The organism is Streptomyces sp. SX-6 (genome assembly GCF_059089585.1).
The window spans coordinates 34,915-59,507 of sequence record NZ_JBTHHU010000010.1; the positions used below are offsets into that span (position 1 = coordinate 34,915).

The following is a 24,593-nucleotide window of genomic DNA, read 5'->3' on the forward strand; positions in this document are numbered from 1 at the left end:
GGCCGACGGTCGGTCCATGACCGTCGCTCTGCCAGCGGACGGCATGGGGCCGTTCGCCCGGGAGGCCCTTTGCACACGTATCCGACCGTGCGGAGCAGGCGGAAAAGGCGCTGCGGTTCGCGCGGACGACGTGGAGGGCCGGCTGCCGGCCCTCACAGGGGTGTGAACCCGGCCCTTTCCCCGCGACATCATCGACACCGTCGCGTCCAGTACCTCTCCCCGAGGGGGTTCGTGCACCCAATGGTGACCAGCAAGAAGCGCCGTGAGAACGACCGGCGCACGTATGTCCTCGACACCAGCGTCCTGCTGGCGGACCCAGGAGCCATGTCCCGCTTCGAGGAGCACGAGGTCGTGCTTCCCGTCGTGGTGGTCACGGAGTTGGAGGCCAAAAGGCACCACCCGGAGCTGGGCTACTTCGCCCGCAAGGCACTGCGTTCACTGGACGAGTACCGGGTTCAGTACGGCCGGCTCGACGCGCCGATTCCCATCGGCGAACTCGGCGGCAGCCTCCGGGTCGAGCTCAACCACTCGGACCCGGGCATACTGCCGGTCGGCTTCCGACTCGGGGACAACGACTCGCGCATCCTCGCGGTCGCCCGCAACCTCCAGGCCGAGGGCTACGACGTCACCGTCGTCTCCAAGGATCTGCCGCTGCGCATCAAGGCGTCGTCGGTGGGGCTGCGGGCAGAGGAGTACCGGGCGGAGCTGGCGATCACCGACTCCGGGTGGACGGGGATGGCGGAATTGTCCATCACCGCCGAGCAGGTGGACGAACTCTTCGCCGAGGAACGCGTGGACGTGCCGGAGGCGTCCGAACTGCCCGTGCACACCGGGCTGGTGCTCCAGTCCGAGCGCGGCAAGGCGCTGGGCCGGATCGCGGCGGACGGTTCGGTGCGGCTGGTGCGGGGCGACCGGGAGGCGTTCGGCATCCACGGCCGCAGCGCCGAGCAGCGCGTCGCGCTCGACCTGCTGCTCGACCCGGAGGTCGGCATCGTCTCGCTGGGCGGCCGGGCCGGTACGGGCAAGTCGGCGCTGGCGCTGTGCGCCGGGCTCGAGGCGGTGCTCGAGCGGCGCCAGCACCGGAAGGTGATGGTGTTCCGGCCGCTGTACGCCGTGGGCGGGCAGGAGTTGGGCTATCTGCCCGGCACCGAGGCGGAGAAGATGAGCCCGTGGGCCCAGGCGGTCTTCGACACGCTGTCGGCGGTGACGACGGCAGAGGTGATCGATGAGGTCGTCGGGCGCGGCATGCTCGAGGTGCTGCCGCTCACCCACATCCGCGGCCGGTCGCTGCACGATGCCTTTGTCATCGTCGACGAGGCGCAGTCCCTCGAACGCAACGTCCTTCTGACCGTTTTGTCGCGTATCGGGGCCAACTCCCGGGTGGTGCTCACCCATGACGTGGCGCAGCGCGACAACTTGCGCGTCGGACGGTACGACGGCGTGGTCGCGGTCGTGGAGAAGTTGAAGGGCCATCCGCTCTTCTCGCACGTCACGCTCACACGCTCGGAGCGTTCGCCGATCGCCGCACTGGTGACCGAGATGCTGGAGGATGGTCGCATCTAAGGCCGGTTGTAGGCGCGGGAGTTCGGGCGGCGCGCGGCAAAGCCGAGGAGCTTAGCCGCGCGTCGTCGTGTCGCGCGGGTCTTTCCGGAAATCCTGTCGGGTAAACGGGATGTGAGCTTTCCCACGCACCGAAGAATTGCCTCCGGGTGTGCCGTTGGGGCAGAGTCTGGGTCCTGTCAGGCCCCGCATACGGCACTTGCCCCTCAAAAGGGCGTTGCGGCATCCCAACTGAACAGCGTCGCCGTATGCCACCCGGACATCGTGTGGGTCTCCTTCGTGGAAGTACGCACCGGGTCAGTGTCTCCAGTGACCGGCCGGTCCCGTCTTGTTGTGGGTCCGTGCCAGCGGAGACCAGAGCCAGGGGCAAGATTTCGCCCACGAGGTCACCGAGCGGGCGATGCTGGAAGGAAACCGTGTGAGCCGGATCTCGGTCAGGGGAATCGCTGTGGCGTCCGCCACCGCGGTCACCACCGTCGGCGCCGTTGTGGGCGTCGCCTCGGGCAATGACCATGGCTCGACCGACAAGGTCGAGGCCACCGCCGCGGACACGACGCTCCTCGCGGAGATCCCCGCTGAACAGGGCGCCCAGGTGCAGACCGCCTCGCTGACACAGCAGGCGGACACGCAGAGGGACGTGGCCCAGACCACGGCGAAGCGCAGCGCCGAGGAGTCCGCGCGCAAGCAGGCCGCCGAGGACGCCACCGCGAAGAAGGAAGCCGCGGACGCCGCGCAGAAGGAGAAGGAGGCCAAGGAGAAGGCCGACAAGGAGCGCGAGAAGGCGAACGACGTCGCCAGCCGCTCCGCCGCCCGCTCCGACGCCGACTTCCCGGTCAAGGGTTCCTACAGCGTCTCCGATGTCCAGGCGATCGCCCGGCAGATCGTTCCGGGCGACCAGTTCCAGTGCTTCAGCAACATAGTGAACGAAGAGAGCACCTGGGACTACACGGCCGTCAACGCCTCCTCCGGCGCCTACGGTCTGGTCCAGGCTCTGCCCGGTTCCAAGATGGAGTCGGCCGGTTCCGACTGGCGCACCAACCCGGCCACCCAGATCAAGTGGGGCCTCAGCTACATGAACGAGCGGTACGGCAGCGCTTGCAGCGCCTGGTCGTTCCACCAGGCCAACGGTTGGTACTGATCCCGTAACCCGGTGTTTCCGCAAAGCCCCCGGCTCAAGACAGCCGGGGGCTTTGTCGTGCTCTCCAGGTAACGTCGTCTGGGACGGTCACGGGGGAGTTGTGGGGGAAGAGGAAGAGGAATGTCCAGATTGCCACAATGGCTTGGCGGCTTGGGGACGGGTCTGACCCGGCTCGCCCAGCGGCTCGAGGAGCGCAAGGTGAGCATGGCCGCCACGGCGGACCCTCCCGAACCGGTGGGCGTACCGGTGCAGACTGCCGTACGGGCGGAGCCCGCCGAGCCCGCCCCCGAGCCGGAGGCGCCGACGACGCCGGAGCCGGCTGAGCCGGCCGTGCCCGCGCAGGTTGCCACCCGCCATGAGCCGGAGGAGGGGCGGCGGCCGGATCCGTCCGCTGTCATCCCCTGGGGCGTACGGGTCGCGGCCGAGGTGGGCTGGCGGCTGCTGATCCTGGCCGCGACGCTGTGGGTGCTGATGCAGGTGATCAGCGCCGTGGAGCTGGTGGTCCTCTCCTTCGTCGTGGGCCTGCTGATCACGGCGCTGCTCCAGCCGACCGTCGCGATGCTCAAGCGCAGAGGCGTCCCCCGGGGACTGGCCACGGCGATGACCTTCATCTCCGGCTTCGTGGTCATGGGCCTGGTCGGCTGGTTCGTGGTGTGGCAGGTGATGGACAACGCCAGCGACCTGTCCCATCAGGTGCAGCTGGGTCTGGACAACCTGAAGGAATGGCTGCGCACCAGCCCGTTCCATGTCACCCAGGACCAGATCAACCACATCGCGGACAACCTCAGCCAGGCCATCGGCTCCAACACCAAGGACCTCACCTCGGCCGGCATAGAGGGCGTCCAGGTCATCATCGAGACGCTGACCGGCATCCTGCTGGCGATGTTCACCACGCTCTTCCTGCTCTACGACGGCCCCAAGATCTGGGGCTGGCTGCTGAAGCTGGTGCCGAGCGTGGCCCGTGAGGGCGTGGCGGGTGCCGGTCCGCAGGCGTGGGTCACGCTGACCGCCTATGTGCGGGGCACGGTGATAGTGGCCATGATCGACGCGATCTGCATCGGCATCGGGCTGTACTTCCTCGATGTGCCGATGGCCGTGCCGCTGGCCGTGTTCATCTTCCTCTTCGCCTTCATCCCGCTCGTCGGCGCCCTCGCCTCGGGCGCGCTGGCCGTGGTGGTCGCGCTGGTGACCGGGGGCGTGTTCACCGCGGCCATGGTCCTGATCGTGGTGATCGCGGTGATGCAGATCGAGGGCCACGTGCTGCAGCCGTTCATCCTCGGCCGCGCGGTGAGCGTCCACCCGCTGGCCGTGGTGCTCGCGGTGGCGGCAGGTGGCATGGTCGCGGGCATCGGCGGCGCGGTCGTGGCGGTGCCGCTGGTGGCGGTCACCAATACGGTCGTCGGCTATCTGCGGACGTACTCGCGGGGGCAGGTGCCCGCGGCGGACGACCCCGCCTGAGCGAGCGTACGCAAAAGCGGCCCGCCGACCGGGATGGTCGGCGGGCCGCTTTTGTCGTGATGCGCTTTGTACGTCAGCCGTTGAGGACGGCCTCGGCGTCGAGCGTGGCACCGACGGCCTGCAGAACAGCGGCGATCTTGAAGGCTTCCTGGATCGTCTCGCGGTTCACACCGGCCTTGCGGAGCACCTGCTCGTGCGAGTCGAGGCACATACCGCAGCCGTTGATGGCGGAGACGGCCAGCGACCACAGCTCGAAGTCGACCTTCTCCACGCCCGGGTTGCCGATGACGTTCATCCGCAGGCCCGCACGCAGGTTGCCGTACTCCGGGTCCGACAGCAGGTGCCGGGTGCGGTAGTAGACGTTGTTCATCGCCATGATGGCGGCGGCGGACTTGGCGGCCGTGTACGCCTCGGGCGACAGGTTGTCCTTGGCCTGTGGCTCCAGCTCGCGCAGCACGATCGGCGAACGGGTCGCGATGGCGCAGGCGAGGACCGTGCCCCACAGCTGCTGCTGCGGCAGGTCGGAGTTGCCGATCACCGAACCGAGGTTCAGCTTCAGGTCCTTGGCGTAGTCCGGTATGGCGGACTTCAGTTCATCGAGGGCCATGGAGGATCAGCTCACTCGCCCGCGAGGAGCTTGACCGCGTCGAGGGTGTCCTCGCCCTTGGACCAGTTGCAGGGGCACAGCTCGTCGGTCTGCAGCGCGTCGAGGACCCGCAGGACCTCCTTGGGGTTACGGCCGACGGAGCCGGCGGTCACCATGACGAACTGGATCTCGTTGTTCTGGTCCACGATGAAGACGGCGCGCTGGGCGTAGCCGTCCTCGCCCTCGACGCCGCAGGCCTTCATCAGCTCGTGCTTGGCGTCGGCCAGCATCGGGAAGGGGAGGTCACGCAGGTCGGCGTGGTCCTTGCGCCAGGCGTGGTGGACGAACTCGGAGTCGCCGGAGACGCCGAGGATCTGGGCGTCACGGTCGGCGAACTCGTCGTTCAGCTGGCCGAACGCGGCGATCTCGGTCGGGCAGACGAAGGTGAAGTCCTTGGGCCAGAAGAAGACGACCTTCCACTTGCCCTCGTAGGTCTTGTGGTCGATCTGCGCGAAAGCCTTGTCCGCGTCGAGGTCCACACAGGCGGTCAGGTCGAACTCGGGGAACTTGTCACCGACAGTGAGCACGCGCTCTCCTTGCAACGGGAAATCCCGAATTGCGGGGTTTCCTGCGGGTTGGACGAGTCTCCACCCTGCCACAGAGGGCATTGATAGCGGAAATAGCTAGACTGAGTGGAGTTGATCGGAGGCGCTTATCGATGTTGCCTGTTTCCGCCGCGAAAGCGCGCCAGCCCAGCCTGGCGCAGCTGCGTGCGTTCGTCGCCGTGGCCGAGTATCTGCACTTCCGCGATGCCGCCGCCGCGATCTCGATGAGCCAGCCCGCGCTCTCCGGGGCCGTCGCCGCGCTGGAGGAGTCGCTGGACATTCAGCTCTTCGAGCGTACGACGAGGAAGGTGCTGCTCAGCCCTGCGGGTGAGCGGCTGGCCGCGCGGGCCCGTACGGTCCTCGAGGCGGTGGGGTCGTTCATGGAGGAGGCCGACGCCGCACGCGCCCCCTTCACGGGCATCCTGCGGCTCGGGGTGATCCCGACCGTCGCGCCCTATCTGCTGCCCGCGGTGCTGCGGCTGGTGCACGACTCCTATCCGGATCTCGACCTCCAGGTGCACGAGGAACAGACCTCCTCGCTGCTGGACGGGCTCACCCAGGGGCGGCTGGACCTGCTGCTGCTCGCGGTGCCGCTGGGGGTGCCGGGGGTGGTGGAACTGCCGCTCTTCGACGAGGACTTCGTCCTCGTCACGCCCTGCGACCACTGGCTCGCCGGGCGCGCCGACATTCCGCGCGAGGCGCTGCGCGAGCTGGATCTGCTGCTGCTGGACGAGGGGCACTGCCTGCGCGACCAGGCGCTCGACATCTGCCGCGAGGCGGGGCGCGAGCCGGGCACGGTGGCGGCGACGAGCGCCGCCGGGCTGTCGACGCTCGTGCAGTTGGTGGTCGGCGGGCTCGGGGTGACGCTGCTGCCGCGTACGGCCGTACGGGTCGAGGCCTCGCGCAGTGATCAGCTGGCGCTGGGCTGCTTCGCCGATCCCGCGCCGTCGCGGCGGATCGCGCTGGCGATGCGGGTGGGGGCGGCGCGCCAGGGGGAGTTCGAGGAGTTCGCGGAGGCGTTGCGGGGGGTGCTGGGCGGGTTGCCGGTGCGGATCGTGCCTTCCGGCCCGTCCGGCGTTTGAGGACGCACGGCGTAGCCGTGCACCCCGAAACCGCGCTCCGCGCGGTTGTCCTCAAGCGCCGGACGGGCTAGAAGGGCGTCACTCCGTGCGCAACCCGTCCGGCCGCATCAGCCGCATCAGCGGCGGCAGGCTGACGAGCGTGACCAGGGCGATGACCCCCGCCCCCGCACCGACCATCGGCAGGAACGCCCACCAGTCCCCGACCTCGGCCCGGACCAGCCGGAGCATCGCCCAGCCGAGGCCGAGGCCGCCCGCGATCGCGACGGTCATGCCGAGCGCCACCGGCACCGCCGTCTGCCACAGCACCGACCACGCGAGCGTGCGCCGTCGGGTGCCGAAGGCGACGAGGACGGACAACAGCCGCTTGCGCTCGTTGAGTTGCTCGAGCGTGGTGACGAGCATGCTGGTCCCGATCAGGATCAGGGTGCCCACCGCGCCGATGAGCAGGCCCCGTTCGATGGAGGCGAAGTTCTTGTCCTTCTGCACCCCGCCGAGACGGTAGACCGAGGTGGTCGGGTCGACGCGGGCGATCGCGTTGCGGGCGCGCTCGATGGCGTCCGGGTTGCCCGGTTCGACCTTGACCGACAGCTCCATGACGGCGTTGGGAATGGCGGCCGTGTTGATGGCCGAGGGGGTCACCAGCACCCCGCCGGGCTGCCGCCCGGCCGGGTCCGTCCGGGTCTCGGTGGCGCGGACGGAGGCCGGGACGGTCCACTTGTAGACGCGGCCGCGGGAGCCGTAGGGCGACATCGACAGCCGGGTGCCCGGTGGAGCGGCCTTGACGAAGTCCTCGCTGTCGCCGGGGGAGTTGGCGACGAACACATCGCCCTCCCGGCAGGAGTCGATCCTGGCCAGGGTGCGCAGGGTGGCGCAGTCGCCGACGGTCACATTCATGCCCTGCGACGAGTTGTTGCGGTGCTCGGCGTAGCGCTGCACATAGCCGGCGGCCGCCTGGACGCCGGGGGTGGCGCGGAGGCCGTCGACATAGCGGTGGACCTGGGCGGGGGAGACGGTCCGGTTGATGCCCGACAGCTGGGAGTGGCTCGCCGGTTCGCCGGCAGGCTTCTCGTAGTCGCTCCGCACTCCGGCGAAGAGCATCTGCACGGCGATCGCCCCGGCCACGGCGACGGTGATGCCGCTGACCGCGCGGGCGGCCGGACCGCTGCTCAACTGGAGCCGCCGGGCGGCGAGTTGCCAGGACAGCGGGCCGCCCCCGAGGCGGGCGACGAACGCTTCGACCGCCCAGGGCAGGATGGCCGTGACACCGGTCAGCAGCAGCACCGCGCCACTGGCGACCTGGTAGGTGTTGAGCCGGCTCCCGTAGGGATCGTCGGAGGCATGGCCGAAGAGCGGGGCGAGCAGGGCGAGGCCCGCCGCCGGGATCAGCAGCCGCCACCACAGCCGGCGGCGCCGGACGCCGCCCTGCCGTACGACGCCCAGCGGCTCGATGGCGATGCCGCGCAGCGCGAACAGGGTGACCACCACCGCGGACGCGGGAACGGCCACGGCGATCAGGGCGGTGAGCAGAGGCGTGGGCGTCACATCGGACGGGAAGACGCTGGCGTCCTGGACGGTGAAGTCCTCCGCGAACTGCCGCAGGCCCAGGAACACCGCGGCGCCGAAGGCCAGTCCGAGCACCGCCCCGCACAGGGCCTCACCGGCCGCGATCCGGCGCGTCATGGCACTGTCCGCGCCGACCAGCCGCAGCGCGGCGAGTCTGCGGTCGCGGCGTTCGTCGCCGAAACGGACGGCGGTGGAGATGAAGACCCCCACCGGGGTGAGCAGCGCCGCGCACACCACGATCAGCAGCACCATGAGCGTCGGGCTCAGGGGGATGTGCTGGCGCTCGTAGCCGTAGTGGTCGATACGGGTGGCGTTGGTGTCGGCGGAGAGCTTGTCGCTGCCCGCGTAATAGATGAGCTCACTGGGTCCGAGAAGCCCGGGCTCGCCGATGGTGCCGACGATGCGGTACGGCAGCCGGTCGCGCAGCAGCTTCCCCTCGGAGGAGCCCAGCAGGCTGCGGAGCGCGGGGGAGACCACCATCTCGCCCGGGCCGGGGGTCTTGTCCACCCCGGGCGGCGCCGGGGCCTTGGGGCCCTCGGGCTGCAGAAGGCCGCCGCCGATGCGGTCGTCGCGGAAGTCGGTGTCGGCCTTGGCATAGAGCAGGGTGTTGTCGCCACGCGGCGGCGGCTTCTTGCCCAGCGCCACCGCCGGTACGGCCTCCACGGAGCGGGTGGCATCCCGGTCGTGGCGTGTGTCGAGCATCTCCGGCACCGAGGCCGCGACCATCAGCAGGGCCACGCCGAGCCCGACGCCCACGGCGGTGAGCACGGTGCGCAGCCAGCCCTCGCGGCCACCGGTGACCGCGAACCGGGCGCCCATGGAGAGGTCGCGGAGCCAGGTCCTCACAGCATGCCCACCATGTCGCGGGCCTTGCCGTCGCGGACGACGACCTCGCGGTCGGAGTACGCGGCGACCCGTGCCTCGTGGGTGACGAGGACGACGGCCGCCTGGGTGTCCCGTGCCGCGTCGGTGAGGAGCTGCATCACGCGCTCGCCGTTGAGGGAGTCGAGGGCGCCGGTCGGCTCGTCCGCGAAGACCACGCGCGGCTCGGTGACGAGTGCGCGGGCCACGGCCACGCGCTGCCCCTGGCCGCCGGAGATCTCGCCGGGCCGCTTGCCGCGTACGTCCGCGACCTCGAGCCGCTCCAGCCAGGTGAGCGCCTGGGCCTCGGCGGCCTTGCGCTTGACACCGGCCAGCCGCAGCGGCAGTGCGGCGTTCTCGACGCAGGTCAACTCCGGCACGAGCTGGCCGAATTGGAAGACGAAGCCGAACTCGCCGCGGCGCAGGGCGCTGCGCTGCGAGTCGGGCATGTCCGACAGGCTGCGGCCGTCGTAGGTCACGGTGCCCGCGTCGGGGCGCACGATGCCGGCGAGGCAGTGCAGCAGTGTCGACTTGCCGGAGCCGGACGGGCCCATGACGGCCACGACCTCGCCGGGGTGGATGGAGAAGTCCGCGCCGTCGAGCGCGGGCGTCTGACCGTAGGTCTTGTGCAGTCCGGTGGCGCTGAGCAGGGAACCGTCGGGTATCACGCGCGCACCTCCTTCGCCAGCTGGTCGAGCCGGGCGGCGGTCAGTTCCAGCCACCGCAGGTCGGCTTCGAGGTGGAAGAGAGCGTGGTCGCAGATCAGTTGGTCGGCGAGATCGCCGGTGCGCTTGCGCTGGGTGAGCTCGCGCATCAGCCGCAGGTGCTCGGAGCGCTGGACGTCCAGCAGCGTGCCCGCGTCGCGGCCGGTGAGGAGGGAGAGGACGACCTTGGTGTAGAGCGTCGACTGGAGGTACGGCTCGGGCTTCTCGGGCTGGGCCAGCCACTGCCCGACGTCGGTGATCCCGGCATCGGTGATCGCGTAGCGCTTGCGGTCCGGGCCACCGGCCTGCTCTATGCCGTCGACCTCGACGAGACCGTTCTTCAACAGGCGAGACATGGTCGAGTAGACCTGCCCGTAGTGCAGGGGGCGGTCGTGGCCGAAACGTTCGTCGAAGGCCCGCTTGAGGTCGTAACCGTGGCGGGGGCCGGATTCCAGCAGGCCGAGCAGCGTGTGTCCGATAGACATGCCGACGACTGTACACGAGGTGTATACGCACTATGTATAGTCGCAGGTGTTTGGGGGTGCGGGCCCGGCCGCCCCCGCCGTCAGCCGTCGGCCTCCTCCGACTTCGGCGGACGGCCGGGCCCGCGCATGGTGCTGATGTTGTTGGGCAATCGGCCAGCCTCGGCGAGGGCCTTGCGCAGCAGGAACTCGATCTGCGCGTTGGCGCTGCGCAGTTCGTCGCCCGCCCAGCGGGCGAGTGCGTCGTGGACAAGGGGGTCGAGCCGCAGCAGCACCTGCTTGCGCTGCCGCGGCCGTCCCTTGGGGGGTATCTCCTCGGTCACTGGTACAGGGTGCCGGTGTTGAGGACGGGCTGCGCGGCCCGGTCCCCGCACAGCACCACCAGCAGATTGCTGACCATGGCGGCCTTCCGCTCGTCGTCGAGCTCGACGATGCCCTCTTCGCTGATGCGGGCGATCGCGTGCTCGACCATCCCGACCGCACCGTCCACGATCGTCTGCCGGGCGGCCACGACCGCACCGGCCTGCTGGCGCTGGAGCATCGCCGCGGCGATCTCGGGTGCGTACGCGAGGTGCGTGAAGCGCGACTCCACGATCTGTACGCCCGCGGCCCGTACGCGCTCGCGTACCTCGGCGGCGAGCTTCTCTGTGATCTCCTCGGCGTTCCCGCGCAGCGACAGCGCGTTGTCGTCGTGGGCGTCATAGGGGTACTCGATGGCGATGTGCCGGACGGCCGCCTCGGTCTGGGTGCCGACGAACTCCTGGAAGTCGTCCACCGCGAACAGGGCCTGCGCGGTGTCCTCGACCTGCCAGACGACCACGGCCGCGAGCTCGATCGGGTTGCCGTAGGCGTCGTTCACCTTCAGTACGGGCGTCTCGTGGTTGCGCACCCGGGTCGAGACCTTGGTGCGGCTGGTGAACGGGTTGACCCAGCGCAGCCCCTCGGTGCGGATCGTGCCGCGGTAGCGGCCGAAGAGCTGGACGACGCGGGTCTCGCCGGGGGCGATGGTGTTCAGGCCGCGCATGGCGATGAACGAGCCGATGATCAACAGGATGCCGCAGACGATGAGCGCGGCGAGGTGCAGATTGCCGCCCAGGGCGATGAGCCCGATGCCGAGCGCGAGACCTGCCAGCCCCAGCAGCAGGGCGAGCCCGCCGCCGATGTCCTTGGCCGAAACCTCTTCTATCTGTACTGCGCGCTGCTGCGAAGTGAGGGTGTCAGACATGGATTGTCCCCCCTTGAAGTACCTAGCAAAGTGATAGCAGTTTAGTCGCCCTGTACGGTTTCCGCATCGCGCCGTACCCGGGCCTGCCCCCCCGGGGTGCTGTATGTCACGTGCTCCTGAGCCTTGATCGATGGGCCTTTCGTGGCAGTTGCGGTGTTAGCTTCGTGAGCTGGTTCGGGGGCGGACAGACTGGAGCTACGGGAGAGATGGGTCGAGCGGAAGCACGACGGGCGGCAAAGAAGGGCGGCGCCCGCAGCGCAAGGGGCAGAAAGCCCAAGAAGACGGGCATACGCCGCTTTTTCACGTGGAAGAAGCTGCTCGCCTACTTCTTCGGTTTCATAGCTCTCGGGGCTGGCGCCTTCGTGGCGCTTTACCTGTATGTGGACATTCCGAACAAGCCGAACGGTGCGGCCGTTGCGCAGAGCAACGTGTACAAGTTGCCCAACGGCAAGGTCGTCGCGCGCACAGGTGATATCAACCGCGAGATCGTTCCGTACGAGAAGATCCCCAAGAACGTCCAGAACACCGTCATCGCAGCGGAGAACAAGGACTTCTGGTCCGACCCCGGTGTCGACATCATGGGCACCGGCCGCGGCATCCTCAACACGATGATGGGGCGTGGCAAGCAGGGTGGCTCGACGATCACCCAGCAGTACGTCAAGAACTACTACCTGGACCAGCGGCAGACCGTCACCCGCAAGGTGACGGAGCTGATCATCTCCCTCAAGCTCCAGAAGGAGAAGGACAAGAAGGAGATCCTCGCCGGGTACCTGAACACCAGCTACTTCGGTCGCAACGCCTACGGCGTCCAGGCCGCCGCCCGCGCGTACTTCGGCAAGGATCTCGACAAGCTGAGCGTCGAGGAGTCCGCCTACCTCGCCGCGCTGCTCCAGGCCCCCAGCCAGTACGACGTGGTCATGGGCACCGAGGCCGGCAAGCACGGCGCCACGAACCGCTGGAATTACGTCCTCGACAAGATGGTCGAGAAGGGCTGGCTCAAGCAGGATGTCCGCAAGGACATGAAGTTCCCCAAGGTCATCACGCCCAAGGCCGACGCCACCATGGCCGGGCAGAAGGGCTATATCGTCGCGCTGGCCAAGGAGGAAGCCAGCGAGCTCCTCAAGAAGCAGGGCAAAGACCTCGCTGCGGGCGGCTACACCATCACCTTGAGCATCGACCCCAAGAAGCAGGGCGCCCTGGAAAAGGCGGTCAAGGAGCAGCTGACCGACAAGCTCAGCCCCAAGACCCGCAAAGTCGACAAGACTGTCCAGCCCGGTGCCGTGTCGGTGGATCCCAAGACCGGCAAGATCGTGGCGATGTACGGCGGCGCGGGGGTGAACGGGCCGGACAAGCACTGGATCAACAACGCCACCCGCACTGACTACCAGCCCGGTTCCACCTTCAAGCCGGTGATCTACGCCTCCGCGCTGGAGAACCAGGCGCAGACCCAGAGCGGTCGGCCGATCAACGCGAACGCCATCTATGACGGCACCAACGAGCGGCCGGTCCAGGACGCCAACGGGAACGTGGTCAAGGGGGACGACTTCAAGCAGTACAGCCCCGAGAACGAGGACAGGGCAAGCTACGGCCCGGTCACTGTCCAGAAGTCGATGGACAAGTCGATCAACTCGGCCTTCGCTCAGATGGCTTATGACGTCGGCCTGGACAAGGTCAAGAAGACGGCCGTCGACATGGGCATGGGCAGTGACAAACAGCGCGGCTTCACCGCCACCCCTGCCATGGCGCTCGGCACCATGACCGCCAGCCCGCTGGAAATGGCCGGGGTCTACGCCACGCTGGACAACCACGGCAAGAAGGTCACCCCCAGCATCCTGAAGTCGGTGAGCTGGAAGGGCCAGGATGTCTCCCTGCCCAACTCGGTCGGCGATGAGGTCCTCAGCCGCAACTCCGCCGATGGCACGACCGCCCTGATGCAGGGCGTGGTCGAGGGCGACGACGCCACGGGCAAGAACGTGCGCAGTGACCTGTACCAGGTGGCCGCCAAGACCGGTACTGCCGAATACGACCAGGCCGCCTGGTTCGCGGGCTACACTCCGGACCTCGTCACCACGGTTGCCATCTTCGGTGAGGACGGCAGCAACCACTCCAAGCTTTACGGCATGGCCAGCGACGACCCCACGCAGCGTGTCAACGGTGGTGGCCAGCCGGCCTCGATCTGGAACGATTACACCAAGGCCGCGCTCGGCGACGACCCCACGGCCAAGTTCGACCTCGAGACGAAGGACGAGGGCGGGTCCGTAGAGGCCCCGACAACCGCGCCGCCGACGTCTGCGATTCCGTCGCCGACTCACGCCCCGACGCCGACGAAGCCTCCGTCCACGCCGCCGGCGACGCCGAGCAGGAAGCCGTCCACGCCGCCGCACACGCTGCCGCCGACGACGCCGCACACCCTGCCGCCGACGACGAAGCCGCCGAAGCCGGACCCGACCGGCACCGGTGACACGGGCAACACCGACGGTGGCCCGGACGTCCCGCCCCTCCAGCTCAACGGCGGGGCCACACCGTAGCCGGTTGAACCGGCAGCACAACGGCCGCTGTTCTCTCCTCGCGGGGGAGAACAGCGGCCGTTCGGCGTTCCGTTGGGTGGTGGGGGATCCCGGGCTGTGGTCCTCTGGCTGTGCCACTGCCCGGTGGGCGCGCACGCAAGCGCTTGGTGGGGCGGCATGGTGCTCGGGCAGGTGCGGGTCTCGTCTCGCGCCTTCGGCGCACAGCGGCGGGCTACGGGCGAGGAGGGGGCCCGGCTGGTGCGCGTTGCCGGGTGCCGCTCCGTTGCGCTGCGCGGGGGTGGGCCCGGCCTCATGGGTCCCGTACGCCACAGTCCGGACGCTGAACGGCGAACCGGGTACCGGTTTCCCCCCGGCTGGGGGCAGTTCTTGGGGGGAAACCGGTACCCGACTCGCCAGTCACCCTCCCGGCACCCACACGCTCGCGACTTGCGATGCGGGTGAGGCGGATGCGATGTGACGGGCCATCAGGCCGCCCAGTCGGTCGTGCACCCGGCGACGAGAGCCCGGCCTGCCCCCCTTCCCGCAGTCAGCTGCTTTTCACATGCACAACGACGATACGGCCAGATGGCCAAGCACTCGCCACGTAAACCGCCCACCGCTGCCGCCCCACCCACCGGCGAACACCTGGCGGACGACGCACCCCACTCATTCGGGTAGCGGGCGCTGGTTCCTATCGGCAGGATCGGTCCATGCGCATTCTCATTCTGGGTGGTACTTGGTTTCTGGGGCGCGCAGTTGCGCAGGAGGCGTTGGCTCGAGGGTGGGCGGTGTCCACCTTCAACCGGGGGCGATCGGGCGTGGATCTGCCCGGTGCCGAGACCTTGCGAGGGGATCGGACCGATGCGGCCGACCTTGCCCGCCTTGCTGCAGTTGGTCCTTGGGATGCGGTGGTCGATACCTCCTCGTCCGCGTTGGCGCCGTGCAGTGTGCTTGCCGGGGCCCGTGTGCTTGAACCGGCAGTTCGCCGTTACGTGTACGTCTCGACAGTGAGCGTCTACCAAGGCTGGCCGGACGATCCGTTGACGGAGGAGTCGGAGCTGTTGGACGGCCCGCCGGACGCAGATGCCGATTACGGGCGGCAGCCGAAGGGCTGGGACGGTCCGGACCTCCACTACGGACGTCAAAAAGCCGGTGCCGAGCGGGCGGTGTGGGAGGCGTTCGGAGCGGACCGTGTCACTGTCCTTCGGCCGGGCGTCATCTTGGGTCCCGGTGAGTACGTGGGCCGGTTGCCGTGGTGGCTGCGCCGAGCCGAGCGCGGCGGTGCAATTCTTGCTCCGGGGCGGCCTGCCAAGGGCATTCAGCCTGTGGACGTTCGCGACGTCGCCAGCTTCGCCCTCGACCAGGCCACGGCGAGCAGGGGCGGTGCGTACAACGTGACGGCACCGATCGGGCGGGAGACGATGGGAGGCTTCCTGGACAAGTGCCTTGAAGTGACAGGCCGCCGCGGGCACCTCGTGTGGGCCGCCGACGACCTTCTGATCGAGCACGGCGTCCGGCAGTGGACGGAGCTGCCGCTGTGGCGCACTCACCGCGGTGTCTGGAACATCGGCTCCGACCTCGCGCAAGCAGCTGGGTTTGCCTGCAGATCGCTTGCCGAGACGGTCGAGGCCACGTGGGCATGGCTGCACCAGGGCGGCATTCCCGTGCAGCACTCTCGGTGGAGTGAGCATGGAATCGCTGAAGAGAAGGAGGCGGCGATTCTTGCCGACTTGTACGGGAACGGCGTGTCAGCCGCCGAGGGGGAGGTGCGCTGAAGCGCTCATCCCACGGGATACCGCGTTGGCGGTGAAGTTCTCGATCTGTTCGCCAAGATCACGTGCTTCGGCCGCGTTGCGGAACGTGGGCTGAGTCAGGTGCGTACGGGCAACGAGCAGACGGGCCGTGATGCCCGTGCATCGCCACTCGCTTGCCACCGCGAAGACGGGATCAAGAGCTTCGGCCGCACCGGCGAGTTCACCGCGCAGCAACCGGGCCCGCGCAAGGTCTGCGGAGGCTTTGCAGGAAACAACGATTGAGTGCCTCTCGTTCGGGGTCTCGGCCAGGAGGCTCAGCGCGTGGCCGGCAGTTGCCTCGGCTTTGGCCGAGTCGTGCATGAGCAGATGGCTGGTGGCATTGCTCATGGCCAGGCGCGCGGCGGGGAAGTTGAATTCTCCGCCCACATCGTCGTGGAGTGCGTCCCTGGTGCTGCTGCTGGGGTCGAGGGACATGCCGAGAGCCCTCTCGGCGTTTTCGTGGTCGCCGAGGTAGGCGTAGGAACGGGCTTCGATGGCAGCGAGGCGGGTGATCGCAGTGGCACCGAGCCCGCCGCAACTCTGCGCGGAGTGGACCAGCCGCACGGCTTCGGCCGGGCGATTCCCCCAGAAGGCGAAGTACGCCAGCATCCCGGTGGCGTAAGCCTGGAGGGGGCCGTACTCGATGACCTGGCCATAGAGGACAGAAGTACGAGCCAATTGCACGGCTGGCGCGAAGAATCCGAGGTCGAAGGCCGCGGCGGACATGATCGCAGCCACCTCGCCGGCCGCGAGGTAGAGACGTTCGCGCTGGCGGGGGCGCTGAGTGCGCTCCAGGAGGCCTTGAGCCAGGCGGTACGAGTCTCTTGCTCTGGTGTGCACTTCGCGTGGCGAGGTGTTGTGGTAAGCGCGTGCGAGTGCGGTGATGTCGTCGTTGAGCTGGTCGAGGGTGATGTCCGGCACGGTGAACGAGGCGGCATCCGAGGCATGCGCAGCGGCATCCCGGGCAGTCGTAGCGAATTCACCTTCGTCGAGCACGGCTTTAGGGGCGGGAAGCGGGACTGCGTCAGCAGGCCCGAACAGGACTCCGACGGGATGGCTGAACATGCGCTCTAGGATCAGCGGTGCGGGATGCTGCGGAAGTGTGCGAATCTGTCCGTTCGTCCAGCGTCGATAGGTGAGTTCGCTGATTGTTGCCGAGGCGATGCTCGGATCAGGGCCTTCCCTGGCGATCTCCTTCGCGGCGCGCTCATAGTCGTGGATGAACTGCCTGTACGACAGCCCTGTTTCGACGGTCAGAACGCGCAACAACGACTTCTTGCTCACGTGACTCTCCTCATGGACGACGACTGTGCGCCGAGCCGCGAGCGCGGGCCCAGCACCGCTCATTCTTCTCGAACTCCCGGTAAGAGCGCCTTGGTTTCACCATTTGACGCCCCTGTGAACGCGGTGACTGCCAAAGAGCGTGCAGGTGATACCCGCTGCGATATGGCAGTGAAGTGGCATGAAGGGCGAGCCTGGCGACTCGCCCAGCGGGGGCAATGTTTGTGAGACCGAGGTGGGTGCGCTTGTGGCTGCTGGCCATGCAATGACGTACAGAGTGGGTACTTACGTGGTGGACACGCGCGAGGGGAAACTCGTGCAGGTAGTCGAGGCGTTCAGCGATCGGGTTGCTGTACGCGGTGTGGATGGTGGACCCCATGTCGACGTTCCTGCCGACGCCCTGCGGCTGGCGACGCCCGAGGAGCGTCAGGTGGCTGGTCTGCGCCCGTACCGGACAGGCTGCGACAAGTGTGCCGAGCTCGAAGCAGTCAGGCGGGCAACCGTATCGGGCGAGGACAGGGAACTGTCCCGGAACGCCGCTGCGGCCGCGTACGCGCATTGGATCGCGGTGCATTCCGTGCCCATGGCCGGAAGGGGCAACTGATGCGAGCTGTAGGCCGCTTGGTCCAACCCTGTCAGCACCGCTCGGGCTGGGAGCCCGGAGACGGCGAGAAGCGGTGCCGTGACTGCGGTACGTGGCGGTTCACGGGCTACGGGGCCCTGCGCCCGCCGGAGTTGCCCGTCACGGTGACGGAGCCGCCCCGTGACCCCGTTCGGGCGGACCGCTCGGCGGCCGTGATCATCTCGCGGGGCCTGTACAACCTTCGCCGGTGGAGTGCCTGGCGTCTCGCCGTGTGACGCTGGAAGCAAGGGTGAGGCTCCGGGCGGCGGATGTGCGCCGCCCGGAGCCTCGTACCCTGCAAATCGCGCCCGCTCAGCCGCCGTTGACCTTGGTGGCGATGCGGTCGCCGACCTCCTTGTCGATGTTGCGCCAGTACTGCAGCGCCCGGTCCAGGACCGGCCGGCTGACGCCGGCGCTCAGGTGGCCCGCGACGTTGGAGACGAGCCGGTCGCGCGCGGCGTCGTCGAGGACGCGGCGCACCATCGTGCCCGCCTGGCCCCAGTCGTCGTCCTCGCGGTGGAGCTTGTACGCCTCGCGCACCATCTCGCCCGAGGCCTGCCAGCCGGCGATCTCGCCGAAGCGGGCGGTGTCGGCGGCCGGGCCGCCGTAGGAGTTGGGGGCGTACGGGCGGGCCGTGTTGGCCGGCTCGTAGCGCATCGGGCCGTCCTTGGCATAGGAGTTGACGGCCGAGTGCGCGCGGTTGGGCGGCAGTTGGGTGTAGTTGGGGCCGATGCGGTAGCGGTGGGTGTCCGGGTAGGAGAAGAGGCGGCCGAGGAGCATCTTGTCGGGGGACGGGCCGATGCCCGGTACCAGATTGGAGGGCTCGAAGGCGGCCTGTTCGATGTGGACGAAGAAGTCCTCGGGGTTGCGGTTGAGGGTCATCTTGCCGACTTCGATGAGCGGGTAGTCGCCGTGCGGCCAGACCTTGGTGAGGTCGAAGGGGTTGAAGCGGTAGTCCGGGGCGTCGGCGAAGGGCATGACCTGGACGTACATGGTCCAGGAGGGGGCATGGCCGCCGGCGATCGCCTGGGACAGGTCGCGGCGGTGGTAGTCGCCGTCCTCGCCCGCGATGCGGTCGGCCTCGGACTGGGTGAGGAAGTCGATGCCCTGGTCGGTTTTGATGTGGTACTTGATCCAGAAGCGCTCGCCTCCGGCGTTGACCCACATGTAGGTGTGCGAGCCGTAGCCGTTCATGTGGCGCCAGCTCTTGGGGATGCCGCGGTCGCCCATCAGCCAGGTGACCATGTGCGCGGTCTCGGGGGAGAGGGTCCAGAAGTCCCACTGCATGTCGTTGTCGCGCAGGCCGTTGTCAGGGCGGCGCTTCTGCGAGCGGATGAAGTCCTGGAATTTTTGTGGGTCGCGCACGAAGAAGATGGGGGTGTTGTTGCCGACGAGGTCGTAATTGCCGTGTTCTGTGTAGAACTTGAGGGCGAAGCCGCGCGGGTCGCGCCAGGTGTCCGGGGAGCCTTGTTCGCCCGCGACAGTGGAGAAGCGGGCCAGCATTTCGGTGGTCTTGCGAGGCTGGAAGAGGTCCGCCTTGGTGTACTGGCTGACGTCGTTCGTCACCCGGAAGGTGCCGTAGGCACCGCCGCCCTTGGCGTGGACCACCCGCTCGGGGACCCGTTCCCGGTTGAACTGGGCCATCTTCTCGATCAGGTAGTGGTCCTGGAGGAGGATGGGGCCGGAGTCACCGATAGTGAGCGAGTGCTCGTCGCTCTCCACGGGGATGCCGACGTTGTTGGTGGTGTACGGAGAGCTCTGCGCCGAGTCGGTCATGGGACGCCTCCCGGAACGGGTGATGGTGAGGGCGTCACCGTTGTCGCCCTCCACGCCAGCCAGTCAACTCCGCCGACAGCGCGTCGGCAACAGGGCCTTGGACGCTGTCCAGATTTTCACCACGTATGGATGAACCGGGGGTAAGGGTCACTCTCAGTGAGTGCGGGTGGGCAGGCCGAGCTCGAACCACACCACCTTTCCCGTGCTCAGCCGGGTCGCGCCCCAGCGCCGGGCCATCTTGCTCACCAGGTACAGGCCGCGACCGCCCTCGTCCGAGGGGCGGGCCTGACGGAGCCGGGGCAGCTGCGGCACGTCGTCGCCCACCTCGCAGCGCAGGACGTCCGTACGGAGGAGGCGGAGTGTGATGGGGCGTTCCGCGCACCGGACCGCGTTGGTTATCACCTCGCTGACCAGCAGCTCCACTCCGTCCGTCAGCTCCTCGAGGTCCCAGCGGGCCAGTGCCCGCCTCGCCAGGCGGCGGGCCTGGCGGGCGGTCTGCGGGCGCGGGTCGAGGAACCAGTACGCGACATCGCTGGGCGCTATGCCCTCGAAGCGGGCGGCGAGCAGGGCGATGTCGTCGTCGCGGTCGCCCGGGCCGAGCATGCCGAGGACTTCGTCGCACAGCGGCTCGAGCGGGGGCGGGTTGGGGCCGGTGAGGCGGGCCGTTTCGGTCAGCCGCTCGCGCAGCTGCTCTATGCCGGTCCACACGTCGCGTATGCGGGATTCGACGAGGCCGTCCGTGTAGAGGAGCAGGGTCGCCCCGGCGGGGGCGTCCAACTCGACTGCTTCGAAGTCCACGCCGCCTACGCCGATCGGTGCGCCCGGCGGTACGCGCAGCACCTCGGCCCGTCCGCCGCGGTGCAGCATGATCGGCGGCGGATGGCCGGCGTTGGCCATGACGATGCGGTGCGAGACCGGGTCGTACACCGCGTAGAGGCAGGTCGCCATGCGGTCGGAGCCGAGGCGCTGCGCCTGTTCATCCAGGTGGTGCAGCACTTCGGCCGGCGGGAGGTCCAGGCCCGCGAGGGTCTGGGCGGTGGTCCGCAGCTGGCCCATGATCGCGGCGGAGGTCATGGAGTGGCCCATGACGTCCCCGACGACGAGGGCGATGCGGTTGCCGGGGAGCGGGATCGCGTCGTACCAGTCGCCGCCGACGCGGGCGGTCTCGGCGGCCGGGAGGTAGCGGCTGGCGAGCCGTACGCCGGTCGGCTGGGGGAGGGAGTCGGGGAGCATGGTGCGCTGGAGCTCGTCCGCGATGTAGACCTCGCGGCCGTAGAGGACGGCCTTGTCCACACCGAGTGCGGTGTGCGTGGCCAGCTGGGCCGCGACGAGGAGATCGTCGTTCTCGAACGCGGGGCGGTCGGGGCGGCGTATGAAGACCGCGGCGCCTATCACCCGGCGCCGGCCGCGCAGCGGGGCGAGGACGGTCCGCTGCCGGTCCGGTACGTGGCGGTCCTCGCCGATCAGCTCGGGGAGGGCGGCGCGGGCGGCGGGGGAGTCGCCGAAGACGGGTCTGACGCCGCGCAGCACCTCCGCGAGCGGGCCGCCTATGCGTACCTCGCAGCGCTCGGCGGCGGCGTCCGCGAGCTCGACCCCGGCATCGTCGGTGTCCTCGGCGGCGGCCGGACCGGGGAAGCCCGCGGTTTCCAGGCCGCGCGCGTACTCAGGGAGTCGGTCGGTGCGGCGCAGCCGCAGGACGACGGGGCCGACGGGCCGCTCGTCGCCGACCGGCAGCGGGTCACGGAGATAGACGAGTATCGCGTCGGCGAAGGTGGGTACGGTCGCCCGGCACAGGCCGAGGACGATCTCGTCCAGGTCTATGCCGCGGGCGATGCGCCGGGTGGCGGCGCCCACGAAGCGCAGCCGCTCGCCGCCGGCGGCCGCGGCGGTCCGCGAACCGCCGCCCGACGGGCCGTCGCCGGGCGGCCCGTCCGCCGGACCTGCGGGCGGGCCGATGAGACCGGCGGGGTCGGGGTGGGCGGCGTCTCGGGCCGTGGCGTGTTCGGGGCCGGGCGTGCCCGGGTGCGCGGAACACGCCTCGCCCCTGGGCCGCGCGGCTTCGCCGCCGGCCTCCATGCCGGGGGCGGCGGTCTGCCGGACGGCGGTGTCGCGCCGTCCTCCGGGGGAGTTGGGATGCTCCGTCACGCGTGGGATTCCATCCGTCGGGACCGTAAGCCCGGTCGCACAGGGCGCACCATGCTCAGGCGGTGCGTCGCAGGTTGAGGAAGAGCTGGATCTCGGGTGGTACGTCCGTACTGGCGGGTGCGTACGACAGCGAGTTCTCGCCGGTGATGCCGAAACCCGCGTCGTGCACGACCTGGCGGAGGTCGTCCCGCAGGTAACCGGATACCCGGATCGTGTTGCCGAGGAACGGAATCGCGTAGTCGTCCACGTCCGCCTCGACCATGGAAAGGGCCAACAGGCCGTCCGGCTTGAGCAGTCCGCGCAGCATGCGGAGAGCGTGGGGGATCTCCGCGCGCGGCAGCATCAGGAGAGAGAAGAAGGCCGCGATGCCGTCGAAGGAGCCGAGTCGGCCGTCGCGGAGGTCGGCAAGGTCGGCCTGGAGGAAGGTGGCCTCCGGCACGTTGGCCTCGGCGAGGTGGAGCATGCCGGGCGACAGGTCGATGCCGGTGACGTGGTGGTCGGCCTCGGTGAGCTGACGGGCCGTCGGCAGGCCCGTTCCGCAGCCGACGTCGAGGATCCGGGAGCCGGGCGGCAGGGCGGCGGCGAGCCATTCGCCTGCGGCGAGTTGGCCCTCCTTGTGCGGGAAGGCTTCGTCGTAACGGTCGCCGATCGCGTCGAACGCCTCGGCCTGACCGGTGCGATCGAGCCCGGGGAGGGCGTAGCGATCGTAGTCCCGCTGGTCGTCACCGCTCACGGCTTCGCCCTTTCTGCGCCTGCCTTCATGTGATCCTGCGTCACATGCCGTGCTGTGTCTGGTGCCGTGCTGTGCCGATGGGTTGTGCTTGTGGGTTATGTAGTCCCGCGGACGACGATCCTACGGTTGCCCGGTGGGGAGACGGCAAGCGTTTCCGCTCCGGTCCGGTTGAGAAGGGGTGCGGTCCCAGTCATCGGGGAGCTCCGGGACCGGCCAGGCGGGGTCCGGCCGCCACCGTTCCCAGTCGGAGGTGAACGGGGCGCCCCAGGCCTCGACGAGCTCGGCCGCCGCGCGCCCGGCGGCCCGTACCCGCTCGGCCCGGTCGGGCGGGAGCAGGCCGACGCGCTGGGCCTGGGCGAACTCGTCCTCGTCCTTCCACTCCCAACTGCGGTCCGGGTAGACGGCGATGTCGAGGAAGTGGTCCTCGGAGTCGACGCCGCCCTCCCAGCGGGTGAGCGGTTCCTCGAGGTTCACGTACCAGTTCCTGAAGCGCCAGTCGAGGTCCCAGAAGAGCCAGACCGACCAGGGTTCGCCAGGTCGGGCGAGCTTGAGCACGCCGGGCCCGAACCAGGCGCCCGTGGTCGTGGTACGGGGCTTGGTGTAGCGGGTGGCGAGCGGTTCGCGGTGCAGCGGTGTGCCGTCGGCGAGGACGGGGCGGACGCAGGTGGTGCCGGGTGCCATCCAGGCGGCGAGCAGTTCGGGGGTGTCCTGGACGACGGTCATCGGGCGGCAGATGTGGATGCGGTCGGTTGCGTTGCCGCGGTAGCGCCAGAGGATGCGGGTGCCGGGGGTCCAGGTCGTGTTTATGGTGCTTGCCGTGTGGTCCGTCGCCTCCGCTGTCATGGGCGAATCTTAGGTGGTGGGGGTGGGAGTGCGCCGTGACATATGCCGCATGCATGGCCGTTGCACGGTGCGGGCGGGAGGAGTTGTGCCCCGGTCCCGCCCTTTCACCGTTTCCTCCGGGGCTCCGCCCCGGGCCCCGGAACCGCGCTGCGCGCGATTGTCCTCAAGCGCCGGACGGGCTGGATTTTCCCTACGGGCGCGTCATGCGCAGGACGTCCAACGTCTCGTCGAGCTGCTCCAGCGTCAGCAGGCCGCGCTCGACATAGCCGCCCTCCAGCACCACTTGACGGATCGTCTTCCGCTCCGCGAGCGCCCGCTTCGCCACCTTCGCCGCCTCCTCGTACCCGAGGTAGCGGTTGAGCGGGGTGACGACGGACGGCGAGGACTCCGCGTACTCGCGGCACCGCTCGACATTCGCCGTGATGCCGTCGACCGTGCGATCGGCCAGCAGCCGGGACGCGTTGGTGAGCAGCCGCACGGACTCCAGCAGGTTTTTCGCCATCACCGGCAGCATCACATTGAGCTCGAAGTTGCCTGCCGCGCCCGCCGTGGCGACGGTCGCGTCGTTGCCGACGACCTGGGCGGCGACCATGAGCACGGCCTCCGGGACGACCGGGTTGACCTTGCCCGGCATGATCGAGGAACCCGGCTGGAGGTCGGGGAGGGCGATCTCGGCGAGGCCGGTGCGCGGGCCGGAGGCCATCCAGCGCAGGTCGTTGGCGATTTTGGTGAGGCTCACCGCGATGGTGCGCAGCTGGCCGCTGGTCTCCACCAGGCCGTCGCGCGCGCCCTGCGCCTCGAAGTGGTTGCGGGCCTCGGTCAGTGGCAGCCCCGTCGCGCGGGCGACTTCGGCGATGACGGCCGCGGAGAAGCCGGGCGGGGTGTTGATGCCGGTGCCCACGGCCGTACCGCCGAGCGGGAGTTCGGCCAGCCGCGGCAGTGCGGCGCGCAGCCGCTCCGCGCCGTAGCGGATCTGGGCGGCGTAACCGCCGAATTCCTGGCCGAGGGTGACGGGCGTGGCGTCCATCAGGTGCGTACGGCCGGACTTGACGACGTCCGCGAACTCCTCGGCCTTGCGCTCCAGCGCCGCCGCGAGGTGGTCGAGCGACGGGATCAGGTCACCCGTGACAGCTGCCGTCGCCGCGATGTGGATCGAGGACGGGAAGACGTCGTTGGACGACTGACTGGCGTTCACATGGTCGTTGGGGTGGACGTCCCGGCCGAGGCGCTCGCCGGCGAGGGTGGCGATGACCTCGTTGGTGTTCATGTTGGAGGACGTGCCGGAGCCGGTCTGGAAGACGTCGACGGGGAAGTGGTCGTCCCAGCGGCCCTCGGCTACCTCTTCGGCGGCGTCGGAAACGGCCTGCGCGAGGTCCTTGTCGAGCACGCCCAACTCGGCGTTGACCTTGGCGGCGGCCGCCTTGATCCGGGCCAGGGCCGCGATGTGCGCGCGCTCCAGGCGCTGCCCGCTGACGGGGAAGTTCTCCACGGCGCGCTGGGTCTGGGCGCGCCACTTGGCGTGCGCGGGGACCCTCACCTCTCCCATGGAGTCGTGCTCGATCCGGTACTGCTCGCTGTCGGTCATCGTCGACTACCTCCTGACAGGAACAGCGTTTGTCTCGTTCCACG

The 24,593-nt window shown here is 69.1% G+C and carries 21 protein-coding genes; 8 read left to right on the forward strand and 13 right to left on the reverse strand.

Annotated features, from left to right (window positions below; genetic code table 11):
- The first annotated feature begins 240 nt into the window (after window positions 1-240).
- The 3 genes from phoH2 (at window position 241) to ACV530_RS14755 (ending at window position 4,156) form a co-directional block, all read left to right on the forward strand.
- A complete protein-coding gene (gene phoH2, locus ACV530_RS14745) occupies window positions 241-1,563 on the forward strand; it encodes an RNA 5'-3' helicase PhoH2 (protein WP_494332886.1) in 1,323 nt (440 codons plus the stop codon).
- 415 nt (window positions 1,564-1,978) lie between these two features.
- Entirely contained in the window at window positions 1,979-2,698 is a 720-nt protein-coding gene (locus tag ACV530_RS14750; RefSeq protein WP_494332887.1) for an aggregation-promoting factor C-terminal-like domain-containing protein, read from the forward strand.
- A 120-nt stretch (window positions 2,699-2,818) separates the two neighbouring features.
- Window positions 2,819-4,156, forward strand: a complete 1,338-nt coding sequence (locus ACV530_RS14755) for an AI-2E family transporter (protein ID WP_494332888.1) — start codon at window positions 2,819-2,821, stop codon at window positions 4,154-4,156.
- Between the two features lie 73 nt (window positions 4,157-4,229).
- On the opposite strand, the gene ACV530_RS14760 is transcribed toward ACV530_RS14755, so the two are convergent.
- Together ACV530_RS14760 and ACV530_RS14765 are read right to left on the reverse strand one after the other, a co-directional pair.
- Entirely contained in the window at window positions 4,230-4,763 is a 534-nt protein-coding gene (locus tag ACV530_RS14760) for an alkyl hydroperoxide reductase (protein ID WP_494332889.1), read from the reverse strand.
- Window positions 4,764-4,774: 11 nt separating this feature from the next.
- Window positions 4,775-5,329 (reverse strand): peroxiredoxin, encoded by a 555-nt coding sequence (locus tag ACV530_RS14765; protein ID WP_494332890.1) that lies wholly within the window; start codon window positions 5,327-5,329, stop codon window positions 4,775-4,777.
- 131 nt (window positions 5,330-5,460) lie between these two features.
- Between ACV530_RS14765 and ACV530_RS14770 the strand changes: the two genes are divergently transcribed.
- Window positions 5,461-6,429: a LysR substrate-binding domain-containing protein gene (locus tag ACV530_RS14770; RefSeq protein WP_494332891.1), complete on the forward strand. Its 969-nt coding sequence runs from the start codon at window positions 5,461-5,463 to the stop codon at window positions 6,427-6,429.
- A gap of 78 nt (window positions 6,430-6,507) precedes the next feature.
- On the opposite strand, the gene ACV530_RS14775 is transcribed toward ACV530_RS14770, so the two are convergent.
- The 5 genes from ACV530_RS14775 to ACV530_RS14795 all read right to left on the reverse strand — a co-directional run bounded on the left by ACV530_RS14775 (window position 6,508) and on the right by ACV530_RS14795 (window position 11,264).
- Window positions 6,508-8,811 carry an FtsX-like permease family protein gene (locus ACV530_RS14775; protein ID WP_494333038.1) on the reverse strand — a complete coding sequence of 768 codons (2,304 nt, stop codon included), beginning with the start codon at window positions 8,809-8,811 and terminating at the stop codon, window positions 6,508-6,510.
- Window positions 8,812-8,834: 23 nt separating this feature from the next.
- Window positions 8,835-9,521 (reverse strand): ABC transporter ATP-binding protein, encoded by a 687-nt coding sequence (locus ACV530_RS14780; RefSeq protein WP_494332892.1) that lies wholly within the window; start codon window positions 9,519-9,521, stop codon window positions 8,835-8,837.
- Complete coding sequence (locus tag ACV530_RS14785) at window positions 9,518-10,042, reverse strand: PadR family transcriptional regulator (RefSeq protein WP_494332893.1); 525 nt, start codon at window positions 10,040-10,042, stop codon at window positions 9,518-9,520. The genes ACV530_RS14780 and ACV530_RS14785 overlap by 4 nt, the downstream gene beginning before the upstream one ends.
- 80 nt (window positions 10,043-10,122) lie before the next feature.
- Complete coding sequence (locus ACV530_RS14790) at window positions 10,123-10,362, reverse strand: type II toxin-antitoxin system antitoxin (protein WP_494332894.1); 240 nt, start codon at window positions 10,360-10,362, stop codon at window positions 10,123-10,125.
- Window positions 10,359-11,264, reverse strand: a complete 906-nt coding sequence (locus tag ACV530_RS14795) for an SPFH domain-containing protein (RefSeq protein WP_494332895.1) — start codon at window positions 11,262-11,264, stop codon at window positions 10,359-10,361. Before ACV530_RS14795 ends, ACV530_RS14790 begins: the two co-directional genes overlap by 4 nt.
- 110 nt (window positions 11,265-11,374) lie before the next feature.
- On the opposite strand from ACV530_RS14795, the gene ACV530_RS14800 reads away from it, so the two are divergent.
- Window positions 11,375-13,792 (forward strand): transglycosylase domain-containing protein, encoded by a 2,418-nt coding sequence (locus ACV530_RS14800; protein ID WP_494332896.1) that lies wholly within the window; start codon window positions 11,375-11,377, stop codon window positions 13,790-13,792.
- Window positions 13,793-14,481: 689 nt separating this feature from the next.
- Complete coding sequence (locus tag ACV530_RS14805) at window positions 14,482-15,546, forward strand: NAD-dependent epimerase/dehydratase family protein (protein WP_494332897.1); 1,065 nt, start codon at window positions 14,482-14,484, stop codon at window positions 15,544-15,546.
- On the opposite strand, the gene ACV530_RS14810 is transcribed toward ACV530_RS14805, so the two are convergent.
- A complete protein-coding gene (locus tag ACV530_RS14810) occupies window positions 15,520-16,848 on the reverse strand; it encodes an NsdA family TPR-like regulatory protein (protein WP_494332898.1) in 1,329 nt (442 codons plus the stop codon). The two genes, ACV530_RS14805 and ACV530_RS14810, sit on opposite strands and share 27 nt — an antisense overlap.
- A 274-nt stretch (window positions 16,849-17,122) precedes the next feature.
- Between ACV530_RS14810 and ACV530_RS14815 the strand changes: the two genes are divergently transcribed.
- Both ACV530_RS14815 and ACV530_RS14820 read left to right on the forward strand, forming a co-directional pair.
- Window positions 17,123-17,449: a hypothetical protein gene (locus ACV530_RS14815; RefSeq protein WP_494332899.1), complete on the forward strand. Its 327-nt coding sequence runs from the start codon at window positions 17,123-17,125 to the stop codon at window positions 17,447-17,449.
- Entirely contained in the window at window positions 17,449-17,703 is a 255-nt protein-coding gene (locus tag ACV530_RS14820) for a DUF6255 family natural product biosynthesis protein (protein ID WP_494332900.1), read from the forward strand. Before ACV530_RS14815 ends, ACV530_RS14820 begins: the two co-directional genes overlap by 1 nt.
- A 76-nt stretch (window positions 17,704-17,779) precedes the next feature.
- Here the strand turns inward: ACV530_RS14820 and ACV530_RS14825 are convergent, their stop codons facing one another.
- The 5 genes from ACV530_RS14825 to ACV530_RS14845 all read right to left on the reverse strand — a co-directional run bounded on the left by ACV530_RS14825 (window position 17,780) and on the right by ACV530_RS14845 (window position 24,549).
- A complete protein-coding gene (locus tag ACV530_RS14825) occupies window positions 17,780-19,243 on the reverse strand; it encodes a catalase (protein WP_494332901.1) in 1,464 nt (487 codons plus the stop codon).
- Between the two features lie 153 nt (window positions 19,244-19,396).
- Window positions 19,397-21,319, reverse strand: coding sequence for a SpoIIE family protein phosphatase (locus ACV530_RS14830; RefSeq protein ID WP_494333039.1), 1,923 nt, complete (start codon window positions 21,317-21,319; stop codon window positions 19,397-19,399).
- A gap of 124 nt (window positions 21,320-21,443) precedes the next feature.
- Window positions 21,444-22,121 carry a class I SAM-dependent DNA methyltransferase gene (locus tag ACV530_RS14835; protein WP_494332902.1) on the reverse strand — a complete coding sequence of 226 codons (678 nt, stop codon included), beginning with the start codon at window positions 22,119-22,121 and terminating at the stop codon, window positions 21,444-21,446.
- 120 nt (window positions 22,122-22,241) lie between these two features.
- The gene (fomD, locus tag ACV530_RS14840) at window positions 22,242-22,964 is read right to left on the reverse strand and encodes a cytidylyl-2-hydroxypropylphosphonate hydrolase (RefSeq protein ID WP_494332903.1); all 723 of its coding nucleotides are present in this window, start codon (window positions 22,962-22,964) and stop codon (window positions 22,242-22,244) included.
- A gap of 190 nt (window positions 22,965-23,154) precedes the next feature.
- Window positions 23,155-24,549, reverse strand: coding sequence for a class II fumarate hydratase (locus ACV530_RS14845; protein ID WP_494332904.1), 1,395 nt, complete (start codon window positions 24,547-24,549; stop codon window positions 23,155-23,157).
- Between the last annotated feature and the right edge of the window lie 44 nt (window positions 24,550-24,593).